Annotated in this window: 24 protein-coding genes; 8 read left to right on the top strand and 16 right to left on the bottom strand. The window is 58.9% G+C overall.

All coding sequences use genetic code 11. The features are described 5' to 3' along the window. Window positions 1–52 precede the first annotated feature (52 nt). The 3 genes from ADS46_RS03920 to ADS46_RS03910 all read right to left on the bottom strand — a co-directional run bounded on the left by ADS46_RS03920 (window position 53) and on the right by ADS46_RS03910 (window position 1,959). The gene (locus ADS46_RS03920; RefSeq protein WP_066316488.1) at window positions 53–409 is read right to left on the bottom strand and encodes a hypothetical protein; all 357 of its coding nucleotides are present in this window, start codon (window positions 407–409) and stop codon (window positions 53–55) included. Beyond that, on the bottom strand, window positions 409–720 hold the full coding sequence (locus ADS46_RS03915; RefSeq protein WP_172822115.1) for an HU family DNA-binding protein: 312 nt from the start codon (window positions 718–720) through the stop codon (window positions 409–411). The genes ADS46_RS03920 and ADS46_RS03915 overlap by 1 nt, the downstream gene beginning before the upstream one ends. Before the next feature lie 69 nt (window positions 721–789). Continuing rightward, window positions 790–1,959, bottom strand: coding sequence for an NAD(P)/FAD-dependent oxidoreductase (locus tag ADS46_RS03910; protein ID WP_066316485.1), 1,170 nt, complete (start codon window positions 1,957–1,959; stop codon window positions 790–792). A 156-nt stretch (window positions 1,960–2,115) separates the two neighbouring features. Here ADS46_RS03910 and ADS46_RS03905 point away from each other — a divergent pair, with 156 nt between their 5' ends. The 4 genes from ADS46_RS03905 to phoR all read left to right on the top strand — a co-directional run bounded on the left by ADS46_RS03905 (window position 2,116) and on the right by phoR (window position 5,656). Next, on the top strand, window positions 2,116–2,619 hold the full coding sequence (locus ADS46_RS03905) for a chorismate--pyruvate lyase family protein (RefSeq protein ID WP_082925972.1): 504 nt from the start codon (window positions 2,116–2,118) through the stop codon (window positions 2,617–2,619). Between the two features lie 35 nt (window positions 2,620–2,654). Further along, window positions 2,655–3,545, top strand: coding sequence for a 4-hydroxybenzoate octaprenyltransferase (gene ubiA / locus ADS46_RS03900; protein ID WP_066316549.1), 891 nt, complete (start codon window positions 2,655–2,657; stop codon window positions 3,543–3,545). Window positions 3,546–3,641: 96 nt separating this feature from the next. Continuing rightward, a complete protein-coding gene (phoB, locus tag ADS46_RS03895; RefSeq protein ID WP_066316481.1) occupies window positions 3,642–4,331 on the top strand; it encodes a phosphate regulon transcriptional regulator PhoB in 690 nt (229 codons plus the stop codon). Window positions 4,332–4,333: 2 nt separating this feature from the next. Next, a complete protein-coding gene (gene phoR / locus ADS46_RS03890) occupies window positions 4,334–5,656 on the top strand; it encodes a phosphate regulon sensor histidine kinase PhoR (RefSeq protein WP_066316480.1) in 1,323 nt (440 codons plus the stop codon). A 523-nt stretch (window positions 5,657–6,179) separates the two neighbouring features. Here the strand turns inward: phoR and cysZ are convergent. The 6 genes from cysZ to ADS46_RS03860 all read right to left on the bottom strand — a co-directional run bounded on the left by cysZ (window position 6,180) and on the right by ADS46_RS03860 (window position 12,100). After that, on the bottom strand, window positions 6,180–6,914 hold the full coding sequence (gene cysZ, locus ADS46_RS03885; RefSeq protein WP_066316479.1) for a sulfate transporter CysZ: 735 nt from the start codon (window positions 6,912–6,914) through the stop codon (window positions 6,180–6,182). 82 nt (window positions 6,915–6,996) lie between these two features. Further along, complete coding sequence (gene phoU / locus ADS46_RS03880) at window positions 6,997–7,725, bottom strand: phosphate signaling complex protein PhoU (protein ID WP_066316478.1); 729 nt, start codon at window positions 7,723–7,725, stop codon at window positions 6,997–6,999. A 28-nt stretch (window positions 7,726–7,753) separates the two neighbouring features. Further along, entirely contained in the window at window positions 7,754–8,569 is an 816-nt protein-coding gene (gene pstB, locus ADS46_RS03875) for a phosphate ABC transporter ATP-binding protein PstB (RefSeq protein ID WP_066316477.1), read from the bottom strand. Beyond that, entirely contained in the window at window positions 8,563–9,960 is a 1,398-nt protein-coding gene (gene pstA / locus ADS46_RS03870) for a phosphate ABC transporter permease PstA (protein ID WP_066316476.1), read from the bottom strand. Before pstA ends, pstB begins: the two co-directional genes overlap by 7 nt. Next, window positions 9,957–11,069 (bottom strand): ABC transporter permease subunit, encoded by a 1,113-nt coding sequence (locus tag ADS46_RS03865; protein WP_066316472.1) that lies wholly within the window; start codon window positions 11,067–11,069, stop codon window positions 9,957–9,959. The genes pstA and ADS46_RS03865 overlap by 4 nt, the downstream gene beginning before the upstream one ends. A gap of 101 nt (window positions 11,070–11,170) precedes the next feature. After that, complete coding sequence (locus ADS46_RS03860) at window positions 11,171–12,100, bottom strand: PstS family phosphate ABC transporter substrate-binding protein (RefSeq protein ID WP_066316546.1); 930 nt, start codon at window positions 12,098–12,100, stop codon at window positions 11,171–11,173. 133 nt (window positions 12,101–12,233) lie between these two features. Here ADS46_RS03860 and ADS46_RS03855 point away from each other — a divergent pair, with 133 nt between their 5' ends. Continuing rightward, on the top strand, window positions 12,234–12,647 hold the full coding sequence (locus tag ADS46_RS03855; RefSeq protein WP_066316470.1) for an acyl-CoA thioesterase: 414 nt from the start codon (window positions 12,234–12,236) through the stop codon (window positions 12,645–12,647). A 95-nt stretch (window positions 12,648–12,742) separates the two neighbouring features. On the opposite strand, the gene ADS46_RS03850 is transcribed toward ADS46_RS03855, so the two are convergent. The 4 genes from ADS46_RS03850 to hexR all read right to left on the bottom strand — a co-directional run bounded on the left by ADS46_RS03850 (window position 12,743) and on the right by hexR (window position 17,605). Next, complete coding sequence (locus tag ADS46_RS03850) at window positions 12,743–13,837, bottom strand: TRAP transporter substrate-binding protein (protein WP_066316468.1); 1,095 nt, start codon at window positions 13,835–13,837, stop codon at window positions 12,743–12,745. A 106-nt stretch (window positions 13,838–13,943) separates the two neighbouring features. Then, window positions 13,944–14,423 (bottom strand): phosphate-starvation-inducible PsiE family protein, encoded by a 480-nt coding sequence (locus ADS46_RS03845; RefSeq protein ID WP_066316467.1) that lies wholly within the window; start codon window positions 14,421–14,423, stop codon window positions 13,944–13,946. A 63-nt stretch (window positions 14,424–14,486) separates the two neighbouring features. Next, a complete protein-coding gene (gene uvrD / locus ADS46_RS03840) occupies window positions 14,487–16,685 on the bottom strand; it encodes a DNA helicase II (protein ID WP_066316465.1) in 2,199 nt (732 codons plus the stop codon). Between the two features lie 65 nt (window positions 16,686–16,750). Continuing rightward, window positions 16,751–17,605: a transcriptional regulator HexR gene (gene hexR, locus ADS46_RS03835; protein WP_066316464.1), complete on the bottom strand. Its 855-nt coding sequence runs from the start codon at window positions 17,603–17,605 to the stop codon at window positions 16,751–16,753. Between the two features lie 213 nt (window positions 17,606–17,818). On the opposite strand from hexR, the gene ADS46_RS03830 reads away from it, so the two are divergent. Further along, complete coding sequence (locus ADS46_RS03830; protein WP_066316463.1) at window positions 17,819–18,037, top strand: PA3496 family putative envelope integrity protein; 219 nt, start codon at window positions 17,819–17,821, stop codon at window positions 18,035–18,037. A gap of 110 nt (window positions 18,038–18,147) precedes the next feature. On the opposite strand, the gene ADS46_RS03825 is transcribed toward ADS46_RS03830, so the two are convergent. Both ADS46_RS03825 and ADS46_RS03820 read right to left on the bottom strand, forming a co-directional pair. Beyond that, window positions 18,148–19,491 carry a sodium-dependent transporter gene (locus ADS46_RS03825; RefSeq protein WP_066316462.1) on the bottom strand — a complete coding sequence of 448 codons (1,344 nt, stop codon included), beginning with the start codon at window positions 19,489–19,491 and terminating at the stop codon, window positions 18,148–18,150. A 162-nt stretch (window positions 19,492–19,653) separates the two neighbouring features. Beyond that, window positions 19,654–20,508 (bottom strand): DUF72 domain-containing protein, encoded by an 855-nt coding sequence (locus tag ADS46_RS03820; protein ID WP_066316459.1) that lies wholly within the window; start codon window positions 20,506–20,508, stop codon window positions 19,654–19,656. Window positions 20,509–20,694: 186 nt separating this feature from the next. On the opposite strand from ADS46_RS03820, the gene ADS46_RS03815 reads away from it, so the two are divergent. After that, entirely contained in the window at window positions 20,695–22,065 is a 1,371-nt protein-coding gene (locus ADS46_RS03815; RefSeq protein WP_066316457.1) for a VOC family protein, read from the top strand. Here ADS46_RS03815 and ADS46_RS03810 read toward each other — a convergent pair. Continuing rightward, window positions 22,039–22,833: an IclR family transcriptional regulator domain-containing protein gene (locus ADS46_RS03810; protein ID WP_066316543.1), complete on the bottom strand. Its 795-nt coding sequence runs from the start codon at window positions 22,831–22,833 to the stop codon at window positions 22,039–22,041. The two genes, ADS46_RS03815 and ADS46_RS03810, sit on opposite strands and share 27 nt — an antisense overlap. A gap of 175 nt (window positions 22,834–23,008) precedes the next feature. Between ADS46_RS03810 and aroQ the strand changes: the two genes are divergently transcribed. Then, window positions 23,009–23,452, top strand: a complete 444-nt coding sequence (aroQ, locus tag ADS46_RS03805; protein WP_066316454.1) for a type II 3-dehydroquinate dehydratase — start codon at window positions 23,009–23,011, stop codon at window positions 23,450–23,452. Window positions 23,453–23,461: the final 9 nt, after the last annotated feature.

Below are 23,461 nucleotides of genomic sequence, written 5' to 3'. Positions count from 1 at the left end.
TTAGACCCCTGCCGTTAGCTGATCCCCGTACCCTTTTGCCAATCGCGAAATGCTACAAATACTTGAGCAGTTTCTGCAGCTTGTTCATATCGGCGGAGTCGCCTACCAGGCGGACCTCGCCGTTGATCATGCCGTCGAGGAAGGCTTGCTGCGTGGGCTTCTTGAGGATGCGTAAAGCGGCCTCGTCGTCGCGAAAGCGCAGTTCAAGGTCCAGGTCGACCGGCAGTCCCTTACCAGAGGTAATGCTGGTTGGCGTCATCCGGTAATGGCGGGCAGTACCCAAATCTTCTGTGGCAATGCCCCAGTCAAGGCCGCGCATGCGTTCCAATTGTTCACGAAAGCGCGGCTTGCGGCGCAGGGCACGTTTGAGCAGAAAGCCCAACAGCCACAGCGTCAGCTTGAGCTTCATCAGGAAACGGCGTCCTTTAGCGCTTTGCCTGGCTTGAAGGCGACATTTTTGCTGGCCGGGATCTGCAGCGGCGCACCGGTCTGCGGGTTTTTGCCGGTACGCGCCGCACGCTCACGGACGGTAAAGGTGCCAAAACCAATCAGGGCAACGTCTTCGCCTTTGGAAACGCTGTTGGTAATTTCATCAAGGATCACGTTGAGGACTTGGCCCGCTTTGTCTTTGGACAGGTCGGCGTTTTCTGCAATGGCGGCGGCAAGTTCAGGTTTACGCATAAGGAAACTCCCTTTGTTTAATGATCGTGCAAGATACACTGTCGTGTTGTTGGTCAGGACACTGCAGGCCTGGCCGTCATTTCAGCCAAGCCGCCAGCGCCGCGAAATTTAGCCTAGCAGCGTAGGGGCTGCTCTGGAAAGCTCCACTTTCCTTTTCACGCAGCTGCCTGTCAATGCAAATCCAATCAAACGTCCGTCTCCATCTTCAGCGATTGCCGTCATGTCACCGCCTTCGCCTTCGATCCGCCAGCGTTCGGGTGGCTGGACAGGTGGGTAAGCAACCACCGGTAACAGGGGCGTTTTGACGATCACCGGCCATGCCCCAAAGCGCACCGCCGTGGGTGTGCCGGACAGGGTGGCGGCCAGCGCCTGGGCGCTGGCTTGCAGCGGCTGGACGTACATGGCGTTGACGCCATCGACGCAGGCAACGTCGCCCAGGGCGTCGATATCCGGGTGAGAGGTGCGCAGTTGCCGGTCCACCAGGATACCGCTGGCGGAAACCGTGAGCCCTGCTGTCTCGGCCAGAGCGGTACGCGGGGTCAACCCCGTCGCCATCAAGATGACATCGGCGTTGAGCGTGTCGTCGTTATCCAGCGTCAGCGTTACGCCGGGGGCATCATTAAGGGCCATGGTCTGGATGGTTCTGCCCAGGGCAAGATGGATGCCTGCGTCAACAAACGCCTCGCCGAGTGCGCGGCCCAGGGGGGCAGGCAACAAGCGGGAAAGCGGTGTGGCATCGGGGGCTATAACAGTGACGTCATGACCGCCCGCGTGCAGATCGTTGGCAAACTCGCAGCCGACCAGGCCTGCGCCGATCACCGCTACACGCGCGGGCGTTGTCCCCAGGGCATGATGAAAACGGCGGTAGTCGTCAAGGTCGTTGACGGTAAAGCAATGCGCTTTGACGGGGTCGGGTATCGCCATGGGCACCCGCGGTTCGGCGCCGGTGGCCAGCACCAGGCGGTCGTAGCCAAGCGCTTGGCCATCTTCCAGCCGCAGCGAGCGGTTCGCCACGTCAATCTGGCGGACGGGGGTATGAGGGATCACTCGAGCGTCAAGCGATTCGGCAAGCGCCGTGGCGTTGCGCTGTGCGAGCTTTTCGGGCGGCAGGCGCTTGGCGAAGCCGGTGGACAGCAGCGGTTTGGTATAGTCATCGCCGCTATCGGCGCTGATCAAGTGCAGGGTGCGTGTATCGCCTTTGCGGCGCAGCGCACGGGCAAGACCAACGCCCGCCATGCCAGTGCCAACAATAACGAGCTCAGCGTGTGATGAGGGCATCCGGGTATCCAGTGGTCAGTGGGACAAAAGCCTGTAAAGCCCACATGTTACACTAGGTGATCGTTTAATTGCCTGGAGCCTCTGGTGTCGCGTCACTGTGTTGGAACCGCCCCTGATCTGCCATGTTGGCGTCCCATTAGCGCGCTGCGTCCGGCGATGAGCGCGCCGTGGTGGCAATGGGTTGCCTCCACGGACTCACTGACGGCGCGTATTGTCTCCGCAGGGGGCGAGCGGCCTTTTCGCGTGCGTTTGTTGCGCCAGGGTGTCGGCTTTCCCCGGCCGCATGAGGCCCTGGCGCTGGGTATGCCAGCCCGGCGTTATGCGTGGCTCCGTGAGGTTGCCCTGTGCGTGGATGAAACGCCATGGGTCGTGGCGCGCTCGGTGGCTCCCCTCAAGGCGCTCGGGGGCCAGTGCCTGGAACGCCTGGGGGAGCGCTCATTGGGCAGTTGGCTGTTTCGCCAGCCGGACCTGGTGCGTAGCCCGCTGTATGCCACGCGCCATGCGCCTGGTTTTGCTTTCCCTGGCGATGATCGTATTAGCAGCCTGTGGGGGCGCCGCTCGGTATTTCAGAACGGCGGTAAGAATGGCGGGTTATCGCTGCTGGTGCAGGAATACTTTTTATCGACCATGACGGATGATCTTGCGCTGCCTTCGCGCTAGGCTAAGGCAGCGTCTCTTGGATGGGTGAGGTAAGCATGGATCGTTCTTTATTGCGGCCAACCGGGTTGAGTCGGCTGGCGGACTTCATACAGCTGATGCGCCTGGATCGGCCGATTGGCACCTGGCTGCTGATGTGGCCAACGTTATGGGCCTTATGGGTGGCTGCTGAGGGCGTACCCGGTCGCAATGTGCTGTTGATTTTTATCGCCGGGGTCTACGTCATGCGCGCGGCGGGCTGCGTGGTCAATGATTACGCCGACCGTCACGTCGACGGTCACGTCAAACGCACCAAGCATCGCCCCCTGGCCACCGGGCGGATCAGCGAGACCGAGGCGCAGCTGCTGTTTATCGGGCTGGTGGCCGCGGCCTTCATGCTGGTGCTGTTGACCAACTGGTTTACCGTACTGTTGTCGCTAGGCGGCGTGGTGCTGGCCTTCATCTACCCGTTCATGAAGCGCTACACGCATTTCCCCCAGGTGGTGCTGGGGGCGGCGTTTTCCTGGGCGATTCCGATGGCCTTCGGTGCAGTCCTGGGGTACGTGCCGGTAGAGGCGTGGCTGCTGTTCATCGCCAATGTACTGTGGACGGTTGCCTATGATACCCAGTACGCCATGGTGGATCGCGACGACGATATAAAGATCGGCATTAAATCGACGGCCGTGCTGCTGGGTAATGCCGACCGGCTGGTGATTGGGCTGCTTCAACTGGCCACGCTGGCACTGCTGGCCTGGGTGGGCGCGCGCATCGGGCTGGGCGGTTTTTTCTGGCTCGGCCTGGCGGGGATGGCGGCGACCTTCGTCCACCAGCAACGCTTGATCCGTCACCGTGAACGGGATGCCTGTTTTCAGGCGTTTCTGAATAATCACTGGTCCGGCCTGCTGGTGTTTGCCGGTATTGCGCTGAGTTGGTGGCCAGCGGCTGGCTAATCTCCGCCAGTGTCATAGAATTGTCATCAAGTCATGGTGTGATCGTCATGTACCTGTCACTGGATTACTTTCTATCGGACACCGTGAGGCTCTGGAATGACCGCCAAGACCGTCTTGATCGTCGATGATGAAGCATCCATTCGCGAGATGATCGCGGTGGCGCTGGAAATGGCCGACTACCGTGTTCTTGAAGCGGACAACGCTCAGGACGCCCACGCCATGGTCGTTGATCATCAGCCTGACCTGCTGTTGCTCGACTGGATGATGCCCGGTACCAGCGGCATCGAGCTGGCCCGGCGCCTCAAGCGCGAGGAAACCACCGCCGAACTGCCGATCATCATGCTCACCGCCAAGGGGGAAGAAGACAATAAGATACAGGGCCTCGAGGCGGGAGCCGATGATTACATCACCAAACCGTTTTCGCCCCGTGAACTCGTGGCACGCCTCAAGGCAGTGCTGCGCCGTGCAACACCGCGTGGTGTGGAAGATCCCATCGAAATTAATGGGCTGCTGCTTGACCCGGTGGGCCACCGGGTAAGTGCCAACGGTAAAGACCTGGATATGGGGCCGACCGAATACCGGCTGTTACAATTCTTCATGACCCACCAGGAACGGGCCTACACACGCAGCCAGTTACTCGACCAGGTGTGGGGAGGTAATGTGTACGTGGAAGAGCGCACTGTGGATGTGCATATTCGTCGGCTACGCAAAGCCCTGGGTGACGCGCATCAGAACTTGATTCAAACGGTTCGCGGTACCGGCTACCGCTTCTCCGCTCGAGCTTAACCGTGCGTTTGTGGAGCCGTGAACTGTGGCGTTTGCTAGGTTGGGCGCTACTCGGCACCTGTCTGGGCTGGCTGCTTGGCCTGCCGGGCCTGGGGTTGGCCGGTGGCTTCGCGATGTGTCTGGTCTACCATTTGCGGCAATTGCGCGCCGCCTACCGTTGGCTGACGCAGCGCCCGCAGGACGAGCCGCCCGCTGCAAGGGGCCTGTGGGGCGAATTGTTCGATCGTCTGTACCGTTATCAAAAAAGCCAACGCATTACCCAGAGCCGTCTCCGCTCGACGCTTGCCCGCATTCAGGAATCCTCGGAAGCCATGCGCGACAGCGTGGTGATGCTCGACCGCCACGGCGACCTGGAATGGTGGAACAGTGCTGCCAGCAACATGTTGGGGCTGCAAACCGCCCACGACCGCGGTCAACATATTACCAATCTGCTTCGCGACCCGCGGTTCATCAGCTATTTCAACGCCCGCGACTACAGTGAGCCGCTGACGCTCACGTCGCCGATCGATGAGCGTCGCATTCTGCAGTACCAGATTACTCTTTACGGTGACGACGAGCGCCTAGTCATGGCGCGTGATATTACGCGGCTGCATCAGCTAGAGCAGATGCGTCGCGACTTTGTGGCCAACGTCTCCCATGAGCTGCGCACACCGTTAACCGTATTGTCGGGCTACCTCGAAACCTATGGCGAGATGGCTGATCAGCTCCCCCCCCGTTTAGGGCGCAGCATCGGGCAGATGCAGGCCCAGACACAGCGCATGCAAAACCTGGTCAACGACCTGTTGCTGCTGTCGCGGCTGGAAATCGATCAGGGTGGACAGGATCATCAGCCCATGGACGTGACGTCCCTGTTAAACAGTGTCGGGGCCGATGCGCTGGCGCTTTCCGAGCATCAGCACACGCTCACCATTGAAGGCGACTACCCCGCGCAGTTGGTGGGCAGCGAGCAGGAAATCCGCAGTGCCATTTCTAACCTGGCGTTCAATGCGGTACGTTATACGCCCGCTGGCAGCGAGATTACGCTGCGCTGGAAAGCGTTCGGTCAGGGTGCTTGTATCGAAGTGTGCGACGACGGCGAGGGGATTGATCCAGTGCATATTCCGCGTCTTACCGAGCGCTTTTATCGCGTCGATAAAGGCCGCAGCACCGCCACCGGGGGCACCGGGCTTGGGCTTGCCATCGTCAAACATGTATTGCTTCGCCACGACGCCCAGTTGCAAATCGACTCGCATCCGGGCGAAGGTGCCCGTTTCCGCTGTGTTTTCCCCGCGACCCGCCTGAGCACATCTGCCACGCCGCCGCGTAGCGTCCCCACGGTTACATAGTTCGCGGCTGCGCTGCTGGGCATCCGCGTCACATGTGTCATTACGGCACATGCCTAGCGTATCCAAATGACACTCCTTGGCGATCAAGCGGTCTGGATAGAATTATTTAACTCTTTGTTATTATTGATGAATAATCCATTATTTGAATAGCTGGCACAGAGGCTGCTCTCTATTAGGTAAGACAGTATCTGTCACTGTAAGATGCAGAAAACTGTTGATACTTTTCTTTACGAAACAAAGAAAAGTAACTACGCTTAGACAGTAGCCCAATGCTGAGCAAGGATGTTCTGCATTAGCAGGGATGATTCAAGATTCATTGGATGAGTCTAGAAGGCGGTCACACTGCCAGTCAGGGTAACGTCCACGGTTGGAGTCCCGCAAAAGGATTGGAAGCTGGTAAGCACCACCGCCTAAAATGATCACTGTCGAAGACCCCGCCTTGGCGGGGTCTTGTTTTTGTCAGCCTTTCAACAACGTCAGCTTTCCCTTCTTTCAGCCTCTGTATACTGGCCTTGCGCATACGTCAAGAACGCTTGGTCACCGACCGGGCATGGCGATAATGGTCGTCCCACATCAGCACCGCCCCGGCCACGGCACCGGGAATCAAAAACAGGTTGGCCAGCGGGATCCACGTCAATAGCGTGACCAGGCCGCCGTAGCTTAAGCTTTGCCACCAGCGAGCCGATAGGCGACCGCGCATATCGCGAAACGCTACCTTGTTGTTATCCATCGGGTAATCCAGATAGGTGATGGCCATCACCCAGGCGGAAAATAGCGCCCATAGCAGGGGTGCCAACAGGTTAAGCCCTGGAATCCAGCCAATCACGAACAGCAGTGCGGCACGGGGCAGGATATAACCCAGCTTGACCATTTCGCGGCCCAGCGCATCAATGGTCGTTTTGGCCAGCCCCCGATCATCCTGAGGTTCACGCCCGGTGACCTGAACTTCAACTTTAGCGGCCAAGAAGCCGTAAAACGGTGCCGCAATCAAGCTGGTCACCAGCGTGAAGGTAAAAAACACCACGACCAACAGGCTAAGCACGAAAAGTGGCCAGATAAGCCACGACAGCCAGTCCAGCCAACTGGGCACCATACTCATCCAATGCGCCAACCAGCCCTCAAAGCGGCTTATCACAAAGCTGAACATGCTGACGTAGACCAGCAGATTGACCAGGATGGGTAAAAAGACATAACGCCTTAGCCCAGGCTTATAGACACAACGTGTGCCTCGGCTGATGGCAGTGAATGCATCTAGCATGAAAACGTGTGACTCCTCAATAATGACAACGCCCTGGCTGCCGTGCAGCCAGGGCGTATTGCATGAGGAATCAGGGGGCAGGTCAAGACTTTTTCGGTGCTGCCTGCTGGTCCAGTGTCTCAGGGTCGGTATGGCGGATATCCAGCCCCTTGACGAGGTAGACGACGTGCTCGGCCAGGTTGTTGGCGTGGTCACCCACCCGCTCCAGTGCGCGCAGCACCCACATGATGCTGAGTACCGAGGTGATCGAGCGCGAATCTTCCATCATGAAGGTCATCAAGGAACGCATGGCGCTGCCGTATTCACTATCGACAAACTCATCCTCACGCACGACCTGCATGGCCAGTTCGGTGTCGAAGCGGGCAAAGGCGGTCAGCGAATCGCGCAACATTTTACGCACGTGCTCGCTGATATGGCGCACTTCCACCAGCCCGCGAAGGGGGTTGCTGCTCTCGCTCAGGCTGAGCGCATTGCGGGCGATCTTGCTGGCTTCATCGCCGATCCGTTCCAGGTCAGAGGTAGCACGGATGACGGCGAGCACCAGGCGCAAATCCGAAGCGGCCGGCTGACGACGCGCGAGAATACGCGTGCACTCGTCATCAATCTGCAGTTGCAGGTCATTGACCTGACGGTCGTTGTCGCGGACTTTCTCGGCCAGCCGCGAGTCACTTTCCAGGAGCGCGAAGACGGCGTCCTGCACCTGTTTTTCCACCATGCCGCCCATGGCCATCAGGTGGGTCTTGAGTTCTTCCAACTCATGATTGAATTGGCGCGAGATATGCTGGCTGTGAGTATCGCTGGTAATGTCCATGGAGCCCTCCTAACGGGGTTGCGTAAACCTAAGCCATACGGCCGGTTATATAGTTTTCGGTTCGTTGTAGACGAGGATTAGTGAAAACGTGGTCGGTGGGTCCGTACTCTACAAGCTCACCCTGTTGCAGGAAGGCAGTGTAATCAGACACACGGGCCGCCTGCTGCATATTGTGAGTCACCAACACTAACGTTAGCTGAGATTTCAGATTTCGAATCAACTCTTCTATCTTGAGCGTCGAAATCGGGTCAAGCGCCGATGCGGGCTCGTCAAGCAGCAGCACGTCGGGCTGCACCGCCAGCGTCCGCGCGATGACCAGGCGCTGCTGTTGCCCGCCTGACAGCTGCCAGGCAGAGCGATGCAAGCGGTCCTTGACTTCATCCCACAGGGCTGCCGAGGTAAGCGCCCACTCGATGATGTCATCCCGTTGGCGCTTGGCGAGCCGTTTCTGCAAGCGCAGACCAAAGGCGACATTTTCGTAGATCGACATCGGAAAGGGGTTAGGGGTCTGGAACACCATACCCACCCGACGGCGCAGCTCTGTGACGTTCATTTCCGGCGCATGAATATTATGTCCTTCAAGGCTGATCTCACCGCTGTGGCTGACCGACTCATTAAGGTCATGCAAGCGATTGATTGCTCTCAAAAAAGTCGATTTGCCACACCCGGAAGGGCCGATAAAGGCCGTGACCCGGTGGCGCGGGACCTGCAGCGTTAGCCGTTGCAAAGCCGGTTTCCCTGCGTAGGCCAGGCTGAACTGGTCAATCTCCAGACAGCACTGATCCGCTGGGAAATGCGTCACGGGGGCCTGCGTGTCCTGATCGACGTGTCGGGATGTTAGCATTCGCTTCCTCGCTGACGACGTAGATGATGACGCAATAATATGGCAGTTAGGTTAAGCACCAGCACAATCAGCACTAATAACAGGGCCGTGGCATAGACCAACGGGATCGCTGCCTGGACATCCTCGCCATGAAAGGCGGTATCAAACAGATGATAGCCAAGATGCATAAACTTGCGTTCCAGGTGTAAGTAGGGAAATTCACCGTCGAGGGGCATTTGTGGCGCGAGCCTGGCGACACCCACCAGCATCAGGGGCGCAACTTCACCGGCCGCTCGTGCCACGGCCAAAATGACGCCGGTCAACATGGCGGGAGTGGCCATGGGCAGTACGATACGCTTCAACATTTCAAATCGCGTGGCGCCGAGGGCCACCGCCCCTTCACGCTGGGCATCGGGAATGCGCGCCAGTCCCTCTTCGGTGGCGACAATCACCACCGGCAGCGTCAGCAGGGCGAGGGTTAACGATGCCCATAACAGGCCACCGGTACCAAAGGTGGGGGACGGCAGCGCGTCGTCAAAGAACCACGCATCCAGCGAACCGCCGATGCCATAAACAAAGACCCCCAGGCCGAAGACGCCGTAGACAATCGACGGCACCCCCGCGAGGTTACGCACGCCAATGCGTACCAGGCGGGTGAGAGGCCCCTGGTGGGCAATCTCGTTAAGATAGATGGCGGCCAGCACGCCAAAGGGCGTGACAATCACCGACATCAAAATCACCATCAGCATGGTGCCGAAAATCGCCGGCCATACACCGCCGTCGGTGTTCGCAGCACGCGGCCCCTGACTTAAAAACTGCCAGACGTCGCTCCCCCATGCCTTCAATTTCTGGCCGACGTGCATGGCATTGGGCGCTTCAATGCGGAGTACGGTGGAAAGTGGCTGGCGTACGGTATTGCCCTGGGGCGTGCGCAAGATGAGCTGAAAGCGAGCGCGTTGAGGGGCTGGTAGCGGCAGCGCTTGTTGTACCTGCTCCCATGCATCACGGCCGCTGAAACGCTCACCGTTCACCTCAACCGCTTCCAGGTAGCCGATAAAGTCGCCCCAGGTACGCCGTTTCAGACGTAGCAATTCCGCGGGTTGTGTCTGCTGTTTGATAGTGTCGACAGGGACCCAGCGCCAGCGGGCGTCGTCGACATCGCGATTGCCCGTAAAGTAGAGGCGCTCGCTACCTGCCCGGTTGGGAAGCGGCAAGTCGCGGACCGCCTCGCCCGCCACCACATCGCCATTTTGCAGGGTGACTTCGTCCAATGCCGACGGCCAGAAGTGGCCCAGGCCGCGAGTCAGCAGTAACGCCAGCAAGGCACCCAGCATGAGCAATGAGAGGGCCACACAGCCCGCGCAGAGCCACGGCCAGATGCCCTGCTGCATGGCGCTTTTCAGCCACTTCATGACGTATTCCCCAGGTGCTGGTAGCGACGACGTAGCCTTTGGCGCACCAGCTCAGCCAGGGTATTGACCAGGAAGGTGAACAGAAACAGCAGCAGCGCTGCCAGCACCAGCATGCGATAGGTAGTGCCACCTGCGGTGGCTTCGGGCAGTTCAATGGCGATAGCCGCCGCCATGGTACGCATGCCTTCGAAGGGGCTGGCGCTGAGCAGCGCCGCATTGCTGCTGGCCATCAGCACGATCATGGTTTCCCCCACCGCGCGGCCCGCGCCGATCATGACGGCGGAAAACAGCCCCGGTCCGGCAGCGGCGAGCGCCACTTTAACCACTGCCTGCCAACGGCTTGCGCCCAGGGCCTGAGCTCCTTCCATCAGCGGGCGGGGCACCTCGGTGAGGGCGTCCTCGGCCAGGGAGTACACGCTTGGGATCACGGCGAAGCCCATTGCCAGGCCGACGATCAGCGCATTACGCGTGACATAGTCGAGGCCGAACGCGACATAAAGATACTGGCGAAGATCGCCACCCCAGAAGGTTTGCTCCGCCAGTGGCGTTAACCACAGAGCGAGGATGAACATGGCCATGAGCCACGGAATCAGCCATAGCGCTGCCCACGAAAGCGGCAGACGACGCTGCCAGCGGCGACTCGCCAGGTGCCAGACCAGACCGGCGAGCCCGGCGCTGAGCGGCAGCCAGACGATGACCACCAGGGTGCTGGCCAAATGGCGCTCGACCCAGGGAGCGAGCAGCATGCCGGCAATAAAGCCGATGACCACCCCAGGGATGGCTTCCATCATTTCCAGGGTTGGTTTAATGCGGCTGCGCAGTCGGGCCGACATGAAGAACGCCGTATAGGCCGCTGCCCCAAGTGCCAGCGGCAGCGCAAACAGTAATGCCATCAGGGCGGCCTTCAGCGTTCCCCACGCCAACGGCGAGAGCATGGCAAGGGAGGCCGCGCCGTCTGCCAGTAACAAGGGAGCGGCTTCCCAGACCAAGAACACCCCAATACCCAATATGGCCAGCAGCACGCCAATGCCACCGGCAGTGATGAGTCCGGTAGCGATGCGGTCCTGTAAGTGGCGAAGCGGCTGGGGAAAGAGCCGAGCGCGGGTCATGTGACTATCATGGGCAAGGCAGCGGTAGGATCAGCGTTTGGGGTTGCATGCGATCTCCTTACGTTACGTGACCATTATGACAGTTAAATGACAGGGCCTGTTTACCATGGACGCTGAGCCTCCAAGTCGTCCAGAGGCAGCGGAACGAAGCCCGACGCCCGGGTAATCAGTTGACCCTTAGCGGACAGGATGAGATCCAGAAACGCCCGCTCAGCGGTTGGCAGCGACTCGTCAGGCGGTCGATTGACGTAGACATACAGGTAGCGTGAAAGCGGGTAGTCGCCACTTTGAATGGCGGTTTCGCTGGGTGGCACGGCGTTACCCTCTTGAGTCGTCAGAGAGAGCGCCTTTACCGATGGCGTCAAATGGTTATAGCCGGAATAGCCCATGGCCGCATAGGACTCGCCTACAGCCGCAACGACCGCCGACGCGCCCATGTACTCGCTGATATCAGGCCGGAATTCACCGTCGCAGAGGACCCGTTGACGAAACAGACCATAGGTGCCTGAGGTGATATTACGCCCATGCAAGGCAATACGACCCCTTGGCGCTGTATCGTCCTGGGTCAGGGTTTTCCAGCGCGTTATCGAGTGCGGGCTTCCGCAGGCCTGGGTGGTCGAGAAAACCGCATCTACGTCCTCAAGCGTGATCGCCGACAATGGGTTGTGTCGATGTACAATCACTGTAAGCGCATCGCGGGCTACGCGCAGCTCCAGCGGAGGGTAGCCGTAACGTTCGATAAAGGCATCACGCTCTGCTTGGGTCATGCGCCGTGACATGGGGCCGATGCGCGTAGTGCCTGCGAGCAAGGCCGGTGGAGCGCTGGCAGAGCCGCTGGCTTGAAATTGCACATTGATTTGCGGATATTGAGTGGTCAGCGCTTCGCCCCAGCGCAGCATTAACCCGGCCATGGTATCCGAGCCGACAGCGCCCAGGGTGCCGCTTGCCGAAGGCCCCTGTGGCTGAGCCAAGCCGACAAGTGGCAAGCTGAGAAGCAGCCAGGCTAAGCCCAGTACTGCGCGATATTTCATGCGAAAAGCGAAACCGTTACTATTCAATCGAGTGCTCTCTTGTGATTAACTATCGACTTATTGCAATGCAGCAAGGTGCGCCTCAGATGGCCATCTGATTTTCACAATAATAAACCGACAAAGCGACCGACACATGACACTCCTGGATACTGATTTGGACGATGCACCTGCTCCTCAAGGACAACTGACCCTCAAGCTACTGGCCTCGCGTCAGGATACCAATGTTTACGGCGATATTTCCGGCGGTTGGCTGGTCAACCAGATGGACCAGGCAGCCGAGCTCGCCGCTGGCCGTGAAGCTGGCGGGCGAACGGCCACTGTGGCCATTGAAGCAATGGATTTTTTAAGCCCGGTGCGGGTCGGGTCAATGGTGAGCGTCTACACCCAGCTTCAAGAGGTGGGGCATAGCTCCATGAAGATTGATGTGGAGGTGTGGGTTCGCGCCCTCCACGAACAGCATCCGGACGAGCGTCAAAAGGTCACCGAGGCACGCTTTGTCATGGTGGCGCTGGACGACAATGGCCGCATCCGTGCGGTGCATGACTGAGCAGGGATTTCCTGCCACCTTCCTGAAAGCAACGGTGCTGAAAAAGGACGCTTGAATGAGCGTCCTTTTCGTAGGCCTGTGCGTTGCGTAAACGCCTAAGCGCCTACGTTATCACGGCTTTTCAGATACGCGTACTCGCCGACATCGCTGAACGGGCGGACGATTTTCTGGAACGCCGAATAGGATTCATACACCCGGCGTGATGCTTCATCATCTTCGACCTGACGCTGTATGGCAGCCTGAGAGCTTTCATAGAGCGCCGCCATGACGTCTTCGGGGAAGGTGCGTAGCTTTACGTCGTGTTCGTCCACCAGGGCTTCGAGCGCCTGGGCGTTGCGGAAGGCGAACTCACTGTACATGGCCAGGTTCGAGGCGCGGGCGGCTTCGGTGACGACGGCTTTCAGGTCGTCGGGCAGCGCGTTCCAGGCGTCAAGGTTGATGGTGCCCTCCAGCACAGCCGAAGGCTCGTTCCATACTGAGGTGTAGTAATAGTCCGCCACCTGATGCAGGCCGAAGGCCAGGTCGTTATAGGGGCCGACCCAGTCGGCGGCATCCAATACGCCGGTTTGCAGCGAGGTAAAGATCTCCGAGCCTGGCATGTTGACGGTGCTCACCCCGATGCCGTTCATCGCTTCACCGGCTAGTCCCGGCAAGCGTAGTTTGAGGCCCTGCATATCGTCCAGCGAGTTGATCTCCTTCTTGAACCAGCCCGCCATCTGCGGTCCGGTATTGCCGACGGCAAAAGGCTTCAGGTTATGCTCGGCGTAGAGCTCATCCCACAGTGCCTGGCCGTCACCGTGATAAAGCCAGGCGTTCATTTCGGTGGTGGTCATGCCGAAGGGCACGGCCGTGAAAAACTGCGAAGCGGCGACTTTTCCACGCCAGTAATATGACGCCGAGTGGCCCATTTCCGCAGTGCCCGCCGCCACAGCATCGAAGACTTCAAGCGCAGGTACCAACTCGCCCGCGCCGTGGACGGTAATTGTCATGCGGCCGTTGGAAAGCTGCTCGACGCGGCGTGCAAAATCGTTGGCGCCGGTGCCCAGGGCAGGAAAGTTTTTCGGCCAGGAGGTGACCATGTCCCAGTTGTAGGTGTCGTCGGCGCGCGCCTGGGACGTGGATACGAACGGGGCCGCAGCGGCCCCTGCGACGCCAAGGCTGGCGGTTTTGAGAAAGTGACGGCGTTGCATGATGAGCAAGACTCCAAACGTAATGTTGCTATTTTTATGGGGCGCACGGGCGCCGTGTCCGCCCGCAAGTATGCGTTAAGGCGAATTTTGCCCGCAAGTTTTCTGATTAATCGTCGCTGGCATCTTTCATGCGATTGGCATGCCGCACCAGCCAGTAGCAGCCCCCAAGGGCCAACACTGCCGCGGCCAGTGAGGCAATTTGCCAGGGGTCGATGGTTTCCATATCCAGCACCATGAACTTGCGCACCAGCGCCATGATGGCAATCAGCACGACAATCTCGACATGGATAAAGCCTTTGCCACTGGTCATCGTGCGCACAATGGAATTGTTGAATTCCATGGCAATCAGCACGGTAAGAATCATGTCGAATAGCGCTTGAAACACGCGATAGTCGAAGGGGTCACGGCTTTGAATGAATAACAGCTGGACTACGTGAATGACCAGGTAGTACATGGCAACCAGCACGGCCCCGGCGATGGCCAGGGTCAGTATCAACGAGATGATGCGTTCAAAACGGTGGTAGCCGCTCAAGGCTGACCAGCCGTTGCACACTTCGGGAAATAGACGTTTCAAGCGTTGTTTCATAAGGCTCTCTGTGGGGCAGTAGGGGCGCAAGCCAAGATGCGAAAAGAATGCGTCACGAGTCGTTTATAGCGGGGTCAGCTTGGCAAAGCCTAACACCAGCCATTTAACGCCCTCGCCTTCAAAGCTGACCTGGACCCGGGCGCGGGCACCTTCGCCTTCCGCGTTAAGGATGATGCCTTCACCGAAGACCGGGTGCTCTACCCCCTGGCCAACATGCAGGCTGGGCAGGTCGTCGCTGCCCTCGACGCTTTGCTGGGCAAAGGAGGTGCGTGAGGCGGTGACCGGACGGGAAACATGCCCGCGCAGGCGCACTTCTTCGAGCAGGTGCGGGGGCAGTTCGCGCAGAAAGCGCGACGGGCGCGGAAACACCTCTTTGCCATGCAGACGGCGGGTTTCGGCGTGGGTGAGGTACAGCTTCTGCATCGCGCGGGTCACGCCGACGTAACACAGCCGACGTTCTTCCTCGAGCCTGCCCGGCTCCTCCAGTGACATCTTGTGCGGGAACAGCCCTTCCTCGACGCCCGCAATAAATACCACGGGGAATTCCAGGCCCTTCGCCGAGTGCAGCGTCATCAACTGGACGCTGTCCTCGAACTCTTCGGCCTCGTGGTCACCGGCGTTGAGTGCCGCTTCGGATAGAAACGCCTCCAGCGCCGCCATGCCCTCACCGGCTTCCGGGGTCTCGAAGGCATCGCCGTGGGTGAAGGCCCGGGCGGCGTTGACCAGCTCTTCGAGGTTTTCGACCCGTGCCTGGCCTTTCTCGCCGCGTTCGCTTTTATGATGTTCGATCAGGCCCGTTTTGGCGGTCACGTGGTCGATGATGTCGTGCAAGGGCAGTCCGGCGGCGTCGTTATCCAACTGCTCGATCAGGTTGGCAAACGCCTGCACGGCATTGGCCGCGCGGCCTTTCAGCGTGCCGTCGTTTATCGCGTCGTGCAGCGCCTGCCATAGCGGGATATTATGTTCCCGGGCGCGCAGGCGGACGATTTCCACCGTGCGGGTACCAATGCCGCGGGTGGGCACGTTGATCACCCGTTCAAGGGACGCATCGTCATCGCGATTGAGCAACAGGCGCAGATAGGCCAGGGCATTCTTGATTTCCAGGCGTTCGTAGAAACGGTGCCCCCCGTAGATACGATAGGGCATGCCCTGGCGTATCAGCGTCTCTTCCAGCAGCCGTGACTGGGCATTGGAACGGTAGAGAATCGCCATATCGCGCCGGTTGAGGCCTTCGTCGACTTTTTCCTTGATGGTGTCGACGATAAAGCGCGCTTCTTCGAGGTCGTTAAAACCGGCGTAGACGGAGATGGGGTCGCCTTCGACGCCGTCGGTCCACAGCTGTTTGCCCATGCGCTGGCTGTTATGACTGATCAAGGCGTTGGCGGCATCGAGAATCGCGCTGGTGGAGCGGTAGTTCTGCTCAAGGCGGACCGTACGGGTCTCGGGGAACTCCTGCTCGAAGCGGCGGATGTTTTCGACCTTGGCCCCGCGCCAGCCGTAGATCGACTGGTCGTCGTCGCCGACCACGGTCATCGGCGTTTGCATACCAGTGAGCAGCTTTAGCCACGCATATTGTAGCGTGTTGGTGTCCTGAAACTCGTCGACCAGCAGGTGGCCAAACCGCTCGCGGTAATGGGCCAGCAGGGCGGGGTTGTCGCGCAGCAGTTCAAGGCTTCTGAGCAGTAACTCGCCGAAATCAACCAGCCCGCCGCGTTCGCAGGTCAGCTGGTAGCGCTCGTAGAGTTCGACCATCTGGCCCAGATAGCCATCGCCGTCCACATTGACCTGATGCGGGCGCAGGCCTTCTTCCTTACAACCGGAAATGAAGTGTTGTACCTGGCGGGGCGGAAACCGTTCGTCGTCGATGGCGTAGTCTTTCAGCAGGCGTTTTACCAGCCGTAGCTGGTCGTCGGCGTCGATGATCTGGAAGTGCTGCGGCAGCCGCGCGTCCTGCCAGTGGGTGCGCAGCAGGCGGTGGGAAATCGAGTGGAAGGTGCCCACCCATACGTGGCGCAACGACAACCCCAGCAGCGCTTCCAGCCGGGTACGCATCTCGCGTGCGGCCTTGTTGGTAAAGGTCACGGCCAGCAGCGCGTAGGGCGACAGGCCCTCGGCCTGCATCAGCCAGGCGATACGGTGTACCAGCACGCGGGTTTTGCCCGAGCCCGCGCCTGCCAGTACCAACAGATTGCCTTGAGGGGCGCTGACCGCTTCGCGCTGGTCGGAGTTAAGCTGATCGAGTATCGCCGTGACGTCGTCCATATAAGCCGCTGCCGGGTCGAAAAATGGGCCGTCAGTTTAGCACAGCCACAACGATAACTTGGCGTTCACGAGTCTTCCGGGAAACGCAGCGAGTTAAGGCTCTTCTTCACCGACTTGAGCTGCTCGGCGAGTTTCGGGCCACGGGTCTTGGCCACGCCCACCGCGAGCACGTCGACCAGTACCAGATGCGCGATGCGCGAACTCATCGGCGTGTAGATTTCGGTGTCTTCGTGCACGTCAATATACAGCGGCAGCGTGACCTCTTCCGCCAGCGGCGAGTCGCTGGGGCACAGGCCAATCACCGTCGCCCCCGCCTCCCGGGCCAGGCGAACGCTTGCCACCAGCGCCTTGGTGCGCCCGGTTTGCGAAATGGCCACCACCACATCGCCTTCCTTTAGCGTCACTGCGGACATGTTCTGCATGTGGGGGTCGGCATAGGCGGAGGTGGAAATCTGCAGGCGGAAAAACTTGTGCTGGGCGTCAAAGGCCACCGCGCCTGAGGCGCCGAAGCCGTAAAACTCGACGCGGTTGGCCATCGCCAGGGCATTGACCGCGCGGCCCAGGGCATCGTTATCCAGGCGGTCCCGTACCGAAAGCAGGGTGCCCACCGTCGAATCGAAAATGCTGTGCGAGAACTCGGCGACGGAATCGCTATCGTTCATCGAGAACTGGGCAAACTGGCTGCCGGTGGCCAGCATCTGGGCGAGCTGGAGTTTAAAGTCCTGGAAGCCATTGCAGCCCAGCGCGCGGCAGAAGCGCACCACGGTGGGCTCGCTGACCTTGGCCTCGGTGGCAAGGTCGACGATCCGCATATGGATCACTTCCTCGGGATTGCGCAGTACAAACCGCGCCACTTTCTGCTCGGAGCGGCGAAAGTGCTCCATGCGGCGTCTCATTTCATCGAACAGGGCGCGACTCACGTGTAGCTCCTTAAAATAAAGCCGAGTAGCTCACTATATGGGCAAGCAAAGCATGCAGCCACCGTTGGGGTGGCGTTAGACGACTCTTTTTTCTAAGTGGTCATCATTTTGTCAAGTAGGTTATAGTAAAAACTGAAGTGCCGCACTGCATCATCTAACAGTCGTCACGGATGCAGGTGGACGTAGGCATATTCACCTGGAGGAACGTCGATCATGCGTAATGTCGAACGCATCACCTCGGTCAAGAGCGAACTGCTCGATATTTTCATGAGCATGGAAGTGGACGAACACGCCCAGCGTCGGCGGAGTGCCGCGCAACGCAACCTACGCGCACGGCGGGGGATCGAACTGCATCGGGAGTTTCAAGCGCTATCGCGGGATATTGCCCCCTTGCCGGATGAAGACGAACGGCAAGATAGCGAACTGCACTGATACGGCACTGAGAAAGGTGCCCAACGGCGATGCCTGACGTGAGGCCTCGCCGTTTAAAGCATCCTCATAGGCGCTTGGCTCTGCAAAGCGCAAAGCCAAGCTGGCCCGATTTAAAGGATACCCGCCAGGAACACCACGATAACGCCAATCGGCGCGATAAAGCGCGCGACGATATTCCATACGCTGAGCCCTGTTGCGGACAGCGCCAGTTCCTGCTCGACGCTCTTGCGATCCAGGCACCATGCGACAAACACAACGGCGCCGAGGCCGGTGAGTGGCAGCAGAATCTTCGCGGTGAAGGTATCCAGCAAGTCGAAGATGTTCAGCCCGAAGAACAAGACATCCGACCACAGGTTGAACGACAGCAGCGCCGCGATACCCAGTAGCCATATCACAATGCCGCTGACCAAGGTCGCCGGAACCCGCGACAGCGAGGTGCGCTCTTCAAGCATCTCGACGGTGGGTTCGAGCAACGAAATTGCCGAGGTCAGCGCGGCAAAGGTCAGCAGCAGGAAGAACATCAGCCCCAGAATGACGCCGCCGGTAATGTTGCCAAACGCGATAGGCAGGGTAACGAAGATCAGCCCTGGGCCTTCGCCAGCGCTCAGGCCATTGGCAAACACGATGGGGAAAATGGCCAGACCGGCCAGCAGCGCAATGGCGGTATCAATGATGATGACCGTGCGTGCCGTGCTCAGCAGGTTGACGTCTTCGCCCAGGTACGAGCCGTAGGCCATCATGATGCCCATGCCCAGTGAAAGCGTGAAGAACGCCTGACCCATGGCGGCCAGCACCACGCCGCCATTCAGCGCACTCCAGTCAGGGCTGAACATGAATTCCAGCGTTTCACCGAAGTGGCCGGTGGTCATGCCATAACCCACCAGGATCAGCATCAAGATGACCAGGGCAGGCATCAGGGAGCGCACGGCACTCTCCAGCCCCTTGGTCACGCCGCGGGCCACAATGCCGATGACCAGCAGCATGAAGGCGCTGTGCCACAGCAGCAGCGTGCCGGGGCTGGCCAGCATGCCGTTAAAGATCGCGCCTATGCTGTCGGCATCCTGGCCGCTGAAGGTGCCCATGACCGAGCTCAGCGTATAGTTGAGCGACCAGCCACCAATCACGCTGTAGAACGACAGGATCAGGAAGCCGGCGAGGACGCCGCTGATACCGACCAGCGCCCACCCCTTGGACTTGCCGCTTTGGCTGGCCAGTTCTTTCATGCTGTCGATAGGGTTTTTCTGGCCGCGTCGCCCGATCATCCATTCGGAAAGCAGAATGGGCACGCCCACCAATGCCACGCAGGCAAGGTAGACCAGTACGAAGGCTGCGCCACCGCTTTCGCCCACCAAATAAGAGAAGCGCCAAATATTGCCTAGGCCAACCGCCGAGCCAGCGGCGGCTAGCACAAAGGCCATCTTGGATGACCACTGCGCATGTGCAAGTTTTGCCATACATCACCTGTTAAAAAATTGATTGTAATAAGTCGTTGTCGGCGCGTTGCACCGTTATTCGAAAAAGGCACTGACAGAAAATTGCCAGTGTCGTTTTCGAAAGTATGCGCAATTTATCCGATCAGTGCCGTGCATGCCAGTCAGCACCGCTAAAAAGCCAGGTTAAAACAGTTGGCTCTGCTTTTCATTGGCAAAGCGGCCAAGCGGTGGCAGTGGCGTCGTATCCTGAAGGTCGTTATAGAACTGACGAGCGAGCGTCGGGGACTCGCGATTATCCGCGGTATGCACAAATAAGAAAGGGGTTTTCCCCTGATTTATCCACAGGCCAAGGCGTGATTTCCAGGCATTGAAGTAGCCAACATTAATGGTTTTGTCAACATGGCCAATAAAGCGAATCACAGGGTGATTCGCTGTTGAAAGCACGTGTAACGGGAGTTTCGGCTTTTCTTGCTGGGCGTGGGCCAGGCCAGGGTGATCGTTTGCCGGGGTCGAGAACAGCGGACGCACGTCGAGCATCACACGGTTCGCCCGATAAGTTATCAACAATCGGTTAAGGGCTTTCTCGGCGGCGCCCTTGTGGAAAAAATCAGGGTGACGCACTTCCACGGCACAGGCTAGATGCGCAGGCCAGGCGGCGAGCAGCGCTTCCAACTGGGGTAATTCATCGGGGCCAAAATCGCGGGGTAACTGAACCATGGTAGGGCCTAAGCGATCGTGAAGTGGGGCAAGGGCGTCTAAAAAGGCCCAGGCCTCTTCCAGGCGCGTTAAGCGCTGATCGTGAGTAACGCTGGCAGGAAGCTTAAAGCAAAAACGAAAGTTTGCGGGCGCCTGGCGTGCCCAGCCCGCGATCGTCTCCGGCTTGGGTGTGCCGCTGTAAAAGGTGGTGTTGCCTTCGACGCTGGAAAACACCGCCGCATAATCGCTGAGCAGGTCGGTTTTGGCGTAACGCGGATAAAGCGTGCCCGACCAATCCTGGTTGGACCACATGGGCAAGCCGATATAGAGCGGGCACGTCATGGTATTGAATCAGTCTCGAGAAAGATGGCGCTTAATGTAACAGTCGGACAAGTGACGCTGCCAACGCTTGTTGGGGCTGAACAAGCACGGATGGCATTTTGATGAAGCTAAGGGAAGAAAATATGCAATTGTCGGCGTAACAGGCGCGTTACTATCTACCCAGGCTTTATGATCAAGGAGCGCACGATGAGCGCAGCGCACGTCAGCAGCGAAGATATTCGCGACCAATTTTCCAAGGCCATGTCGGCCATGTACCAGCAGGAAGTCCCCCAATACAGTGCCCTGCTGTCGCTGGTCGCGGCGGTGAATGAGGAGGTGCTGGCGGCGTCGCCGACGCTGCGCGAGACGCTCGCCGCCGATAATGCCCTGGCGCGCCTCGGCGTGGAGCGTCACGGGGCGATTCGCGTTGGCACTGCCAATGAGCTTTCGCTACTTCGCCGCATGTTCGCGGTGATGGGCATGCAGCCCGTGGGTTACTATGACTTGGCCGCAGCCGGTGTGCCGGTCCATTCAACGGCGTTTCGCCCGGTCGACGATGCGGCGCTGTCGCGTAATCCCTTCCGCGTGTTCACCTCGCTGCTGCGCCTGGAACTGATCGAGGATCCCGAGCTGCGCCGACAGGCCAGCGAGATTCTCGATGCACGCCGTATTGTCACCCCGCAGGCGGAAGCCCTGATAGAGCGTTTTGAACGCCAGGGTGGGCTAACCGCTGCACAGGCTGAGCAGTTTGTCCATCAAGCATTGGAAACGTTTCGCTGGCACGAACAGGCCACGGTCGACCTGGCGACCTATCAGCGCTTGCAGCAGGAGCATCGGCTGATTGCGGACGTAGTGTGCTTCAAGGGCCCGCATATCAACCACCTGACGCCGCGTACCCTGGATATCGACGAGGTGCAGCGGCGTATGCCACAAGTGGGCATCGACCCCAAAGCGATCATCGAAGGGCCGCCGCGCCGTCGTTGCCCCATTCTGCTGCGCCAGACGAGCTTCAAGGCCCTGGAAGAGCCGATTTCGTTTGCCGATGCCGTCCAGGGGCATCACACCGCACGCTTTGGTGAAATCGAGCAGCGCGGCATCGCGCTAACCCACGCTGGACGCGCGCTGTACGACCGCTTGCTTGGCGAGGCGAAACAGGCAGCGGAGGCGGATAACGCCGCGCACCAGGCCCGCTTGGCGGCGGTGTTTGAGGCCTTTCCGGATGACGAAGCGACGCTGCGGCGCGAAGGGTTGGCGTTTTTCCACTACCACGCGGTACCTGGTGCGCAAGTGGAAGAACCGGTCGATGTCGATGACGTGGAACGGTTAATGGCACAAGGCAAGCTGACGGCCACACCGATGATTTATGAGGATTTTCTACCGGTCAGCGCGGCGGGTATCTTCCAGTCGAACCTGGGCGACAAAGGGCATGACGGCTACGCGCGAGAGGCCAATCAGCAGCAGTTCGAGCAGGCGCTCGGCATGCCGGTTATCGATGAAGTCGCTCTCTACGCCAAGCGCCAGCAGGCATCGCTTGAGCAGGCGCTTGCGCAGCTAGCTGGTAATGTTGGTGCGGATTAAGCGTGCTTTCTCAAGCAATAGCGGCAGATGACAATTCAGTAGGGTGTCACGGTCGATTCGGGCCGCGTTGGTACTGATGTTGATAGCCCCCAGTAACTTGCCCTTGGCGTCAAACGCGGGCACTGCCAATGAACGTAGGCCGGGATCAAGTTCTTGGTCGGCAATGGCATAGCCCTGCTGACGAACTTCTAAAATGCATTGTTTGAGCTCGTCTTTATCGATTACGGTTTTTTCTGTATAGCGAGTGACTTCTAGCCGCGACAGGAAAGCATCAAGTTCGTTTTCGGGGAGTTGGGCGAGCAGTACCCGCCCCATGGATGTGTACGCTGCGGGTAAGCGTGTTCCTATGGAGAGTGTAATGCCCATTAACCGGTGGGGAGCAGCTGAGCGGGCCACGTAGATAACCTCGTTGCCATCCAACACGGCAAGCGAAGAGGACTCGCCGCTCTCCTGGGTAATATCTTCCAAGTATTGTTGAATGACGCTGCGGTAGTCATTGGCCGATAAAAAGGCATAGCCAAGCTGTAGCACACGGGGCGCAAGCTCAAAGTAGCGCTGCTGTTTGCGTACGTAGCCTAACGCGTGCAGCGTCAGCAGAAAGCGTCGCGCTTTGGCGCGATTCATGCCGGTGCGTGAGGCCACTTCGCTTAATGTCATCCGCGGGTGCGCATCGTCAAACGCCAGGATGACATCCAAACCGCTGGCAAGCGCCGTGACAAAATCGCGGTCATCGGGATCTAGTTTGTCTTCCTGAGCCGTTGCGTCCATGGGGTCGATAGGCCATTTAGAGGGATTTAACTGAGCAATATAACACGCTGTTCGAATAACGAACAAATGCGCATTTTTGTGTACTTTCAGCTCATTACGATGCATTGATAACACGTTATAATGATGCTTCGAGCTTACACATGATGACGACCCAGCGCTGAGAGGATATCAATCAATGAGTCAGCCAAAAGTAACGGTACTTCATGGCCCCAACCTGAACCTTCTAGGGGTTCGTCAGCCCGATGTGTACGGGTATGAAACGCTTGAAGATGTGAACAACGCTTTGCGCAAGACCGCGATAATGGCGGGCTGGGAAATCAACTGTTTCCAGAGCAATCATGAAGGCGAACTGATCGACGCGATTCATGCGGCACGTCTCGATGGAACCCTGGCCATCATCATCAACCCGGCTGCCTATACCCATACGTCCGTTGCTATCCTGGATGCGCTCAATGCCTTTGAAGGCAAGGTGATCGAGGTGCACATCTCCAATGTTCATCAGCGTGAAAGCTTTCGGCATCATTCCTATGTCTCGCTGCGTGCCGATGGGGTCATTGCGGGCCTTGGCACCCAGGGCTATCAAGCAGCGCTCGACGCTATTCTGGCAGCAAACGATTAAGCGTTGACG

Origin of the sequence: Halomonas sp. G11, from assembly GCF_001663515.1 — a bacterium.
Classification (GTDB): Bacteria; Pseudomonadota; Gammaproteobacteria; order Pseudomonadales; family Halomonadaceae; genus Vreelandella.
This window is presented reverse-complemented; position numbering and strand designations above follow the sequence as displayed.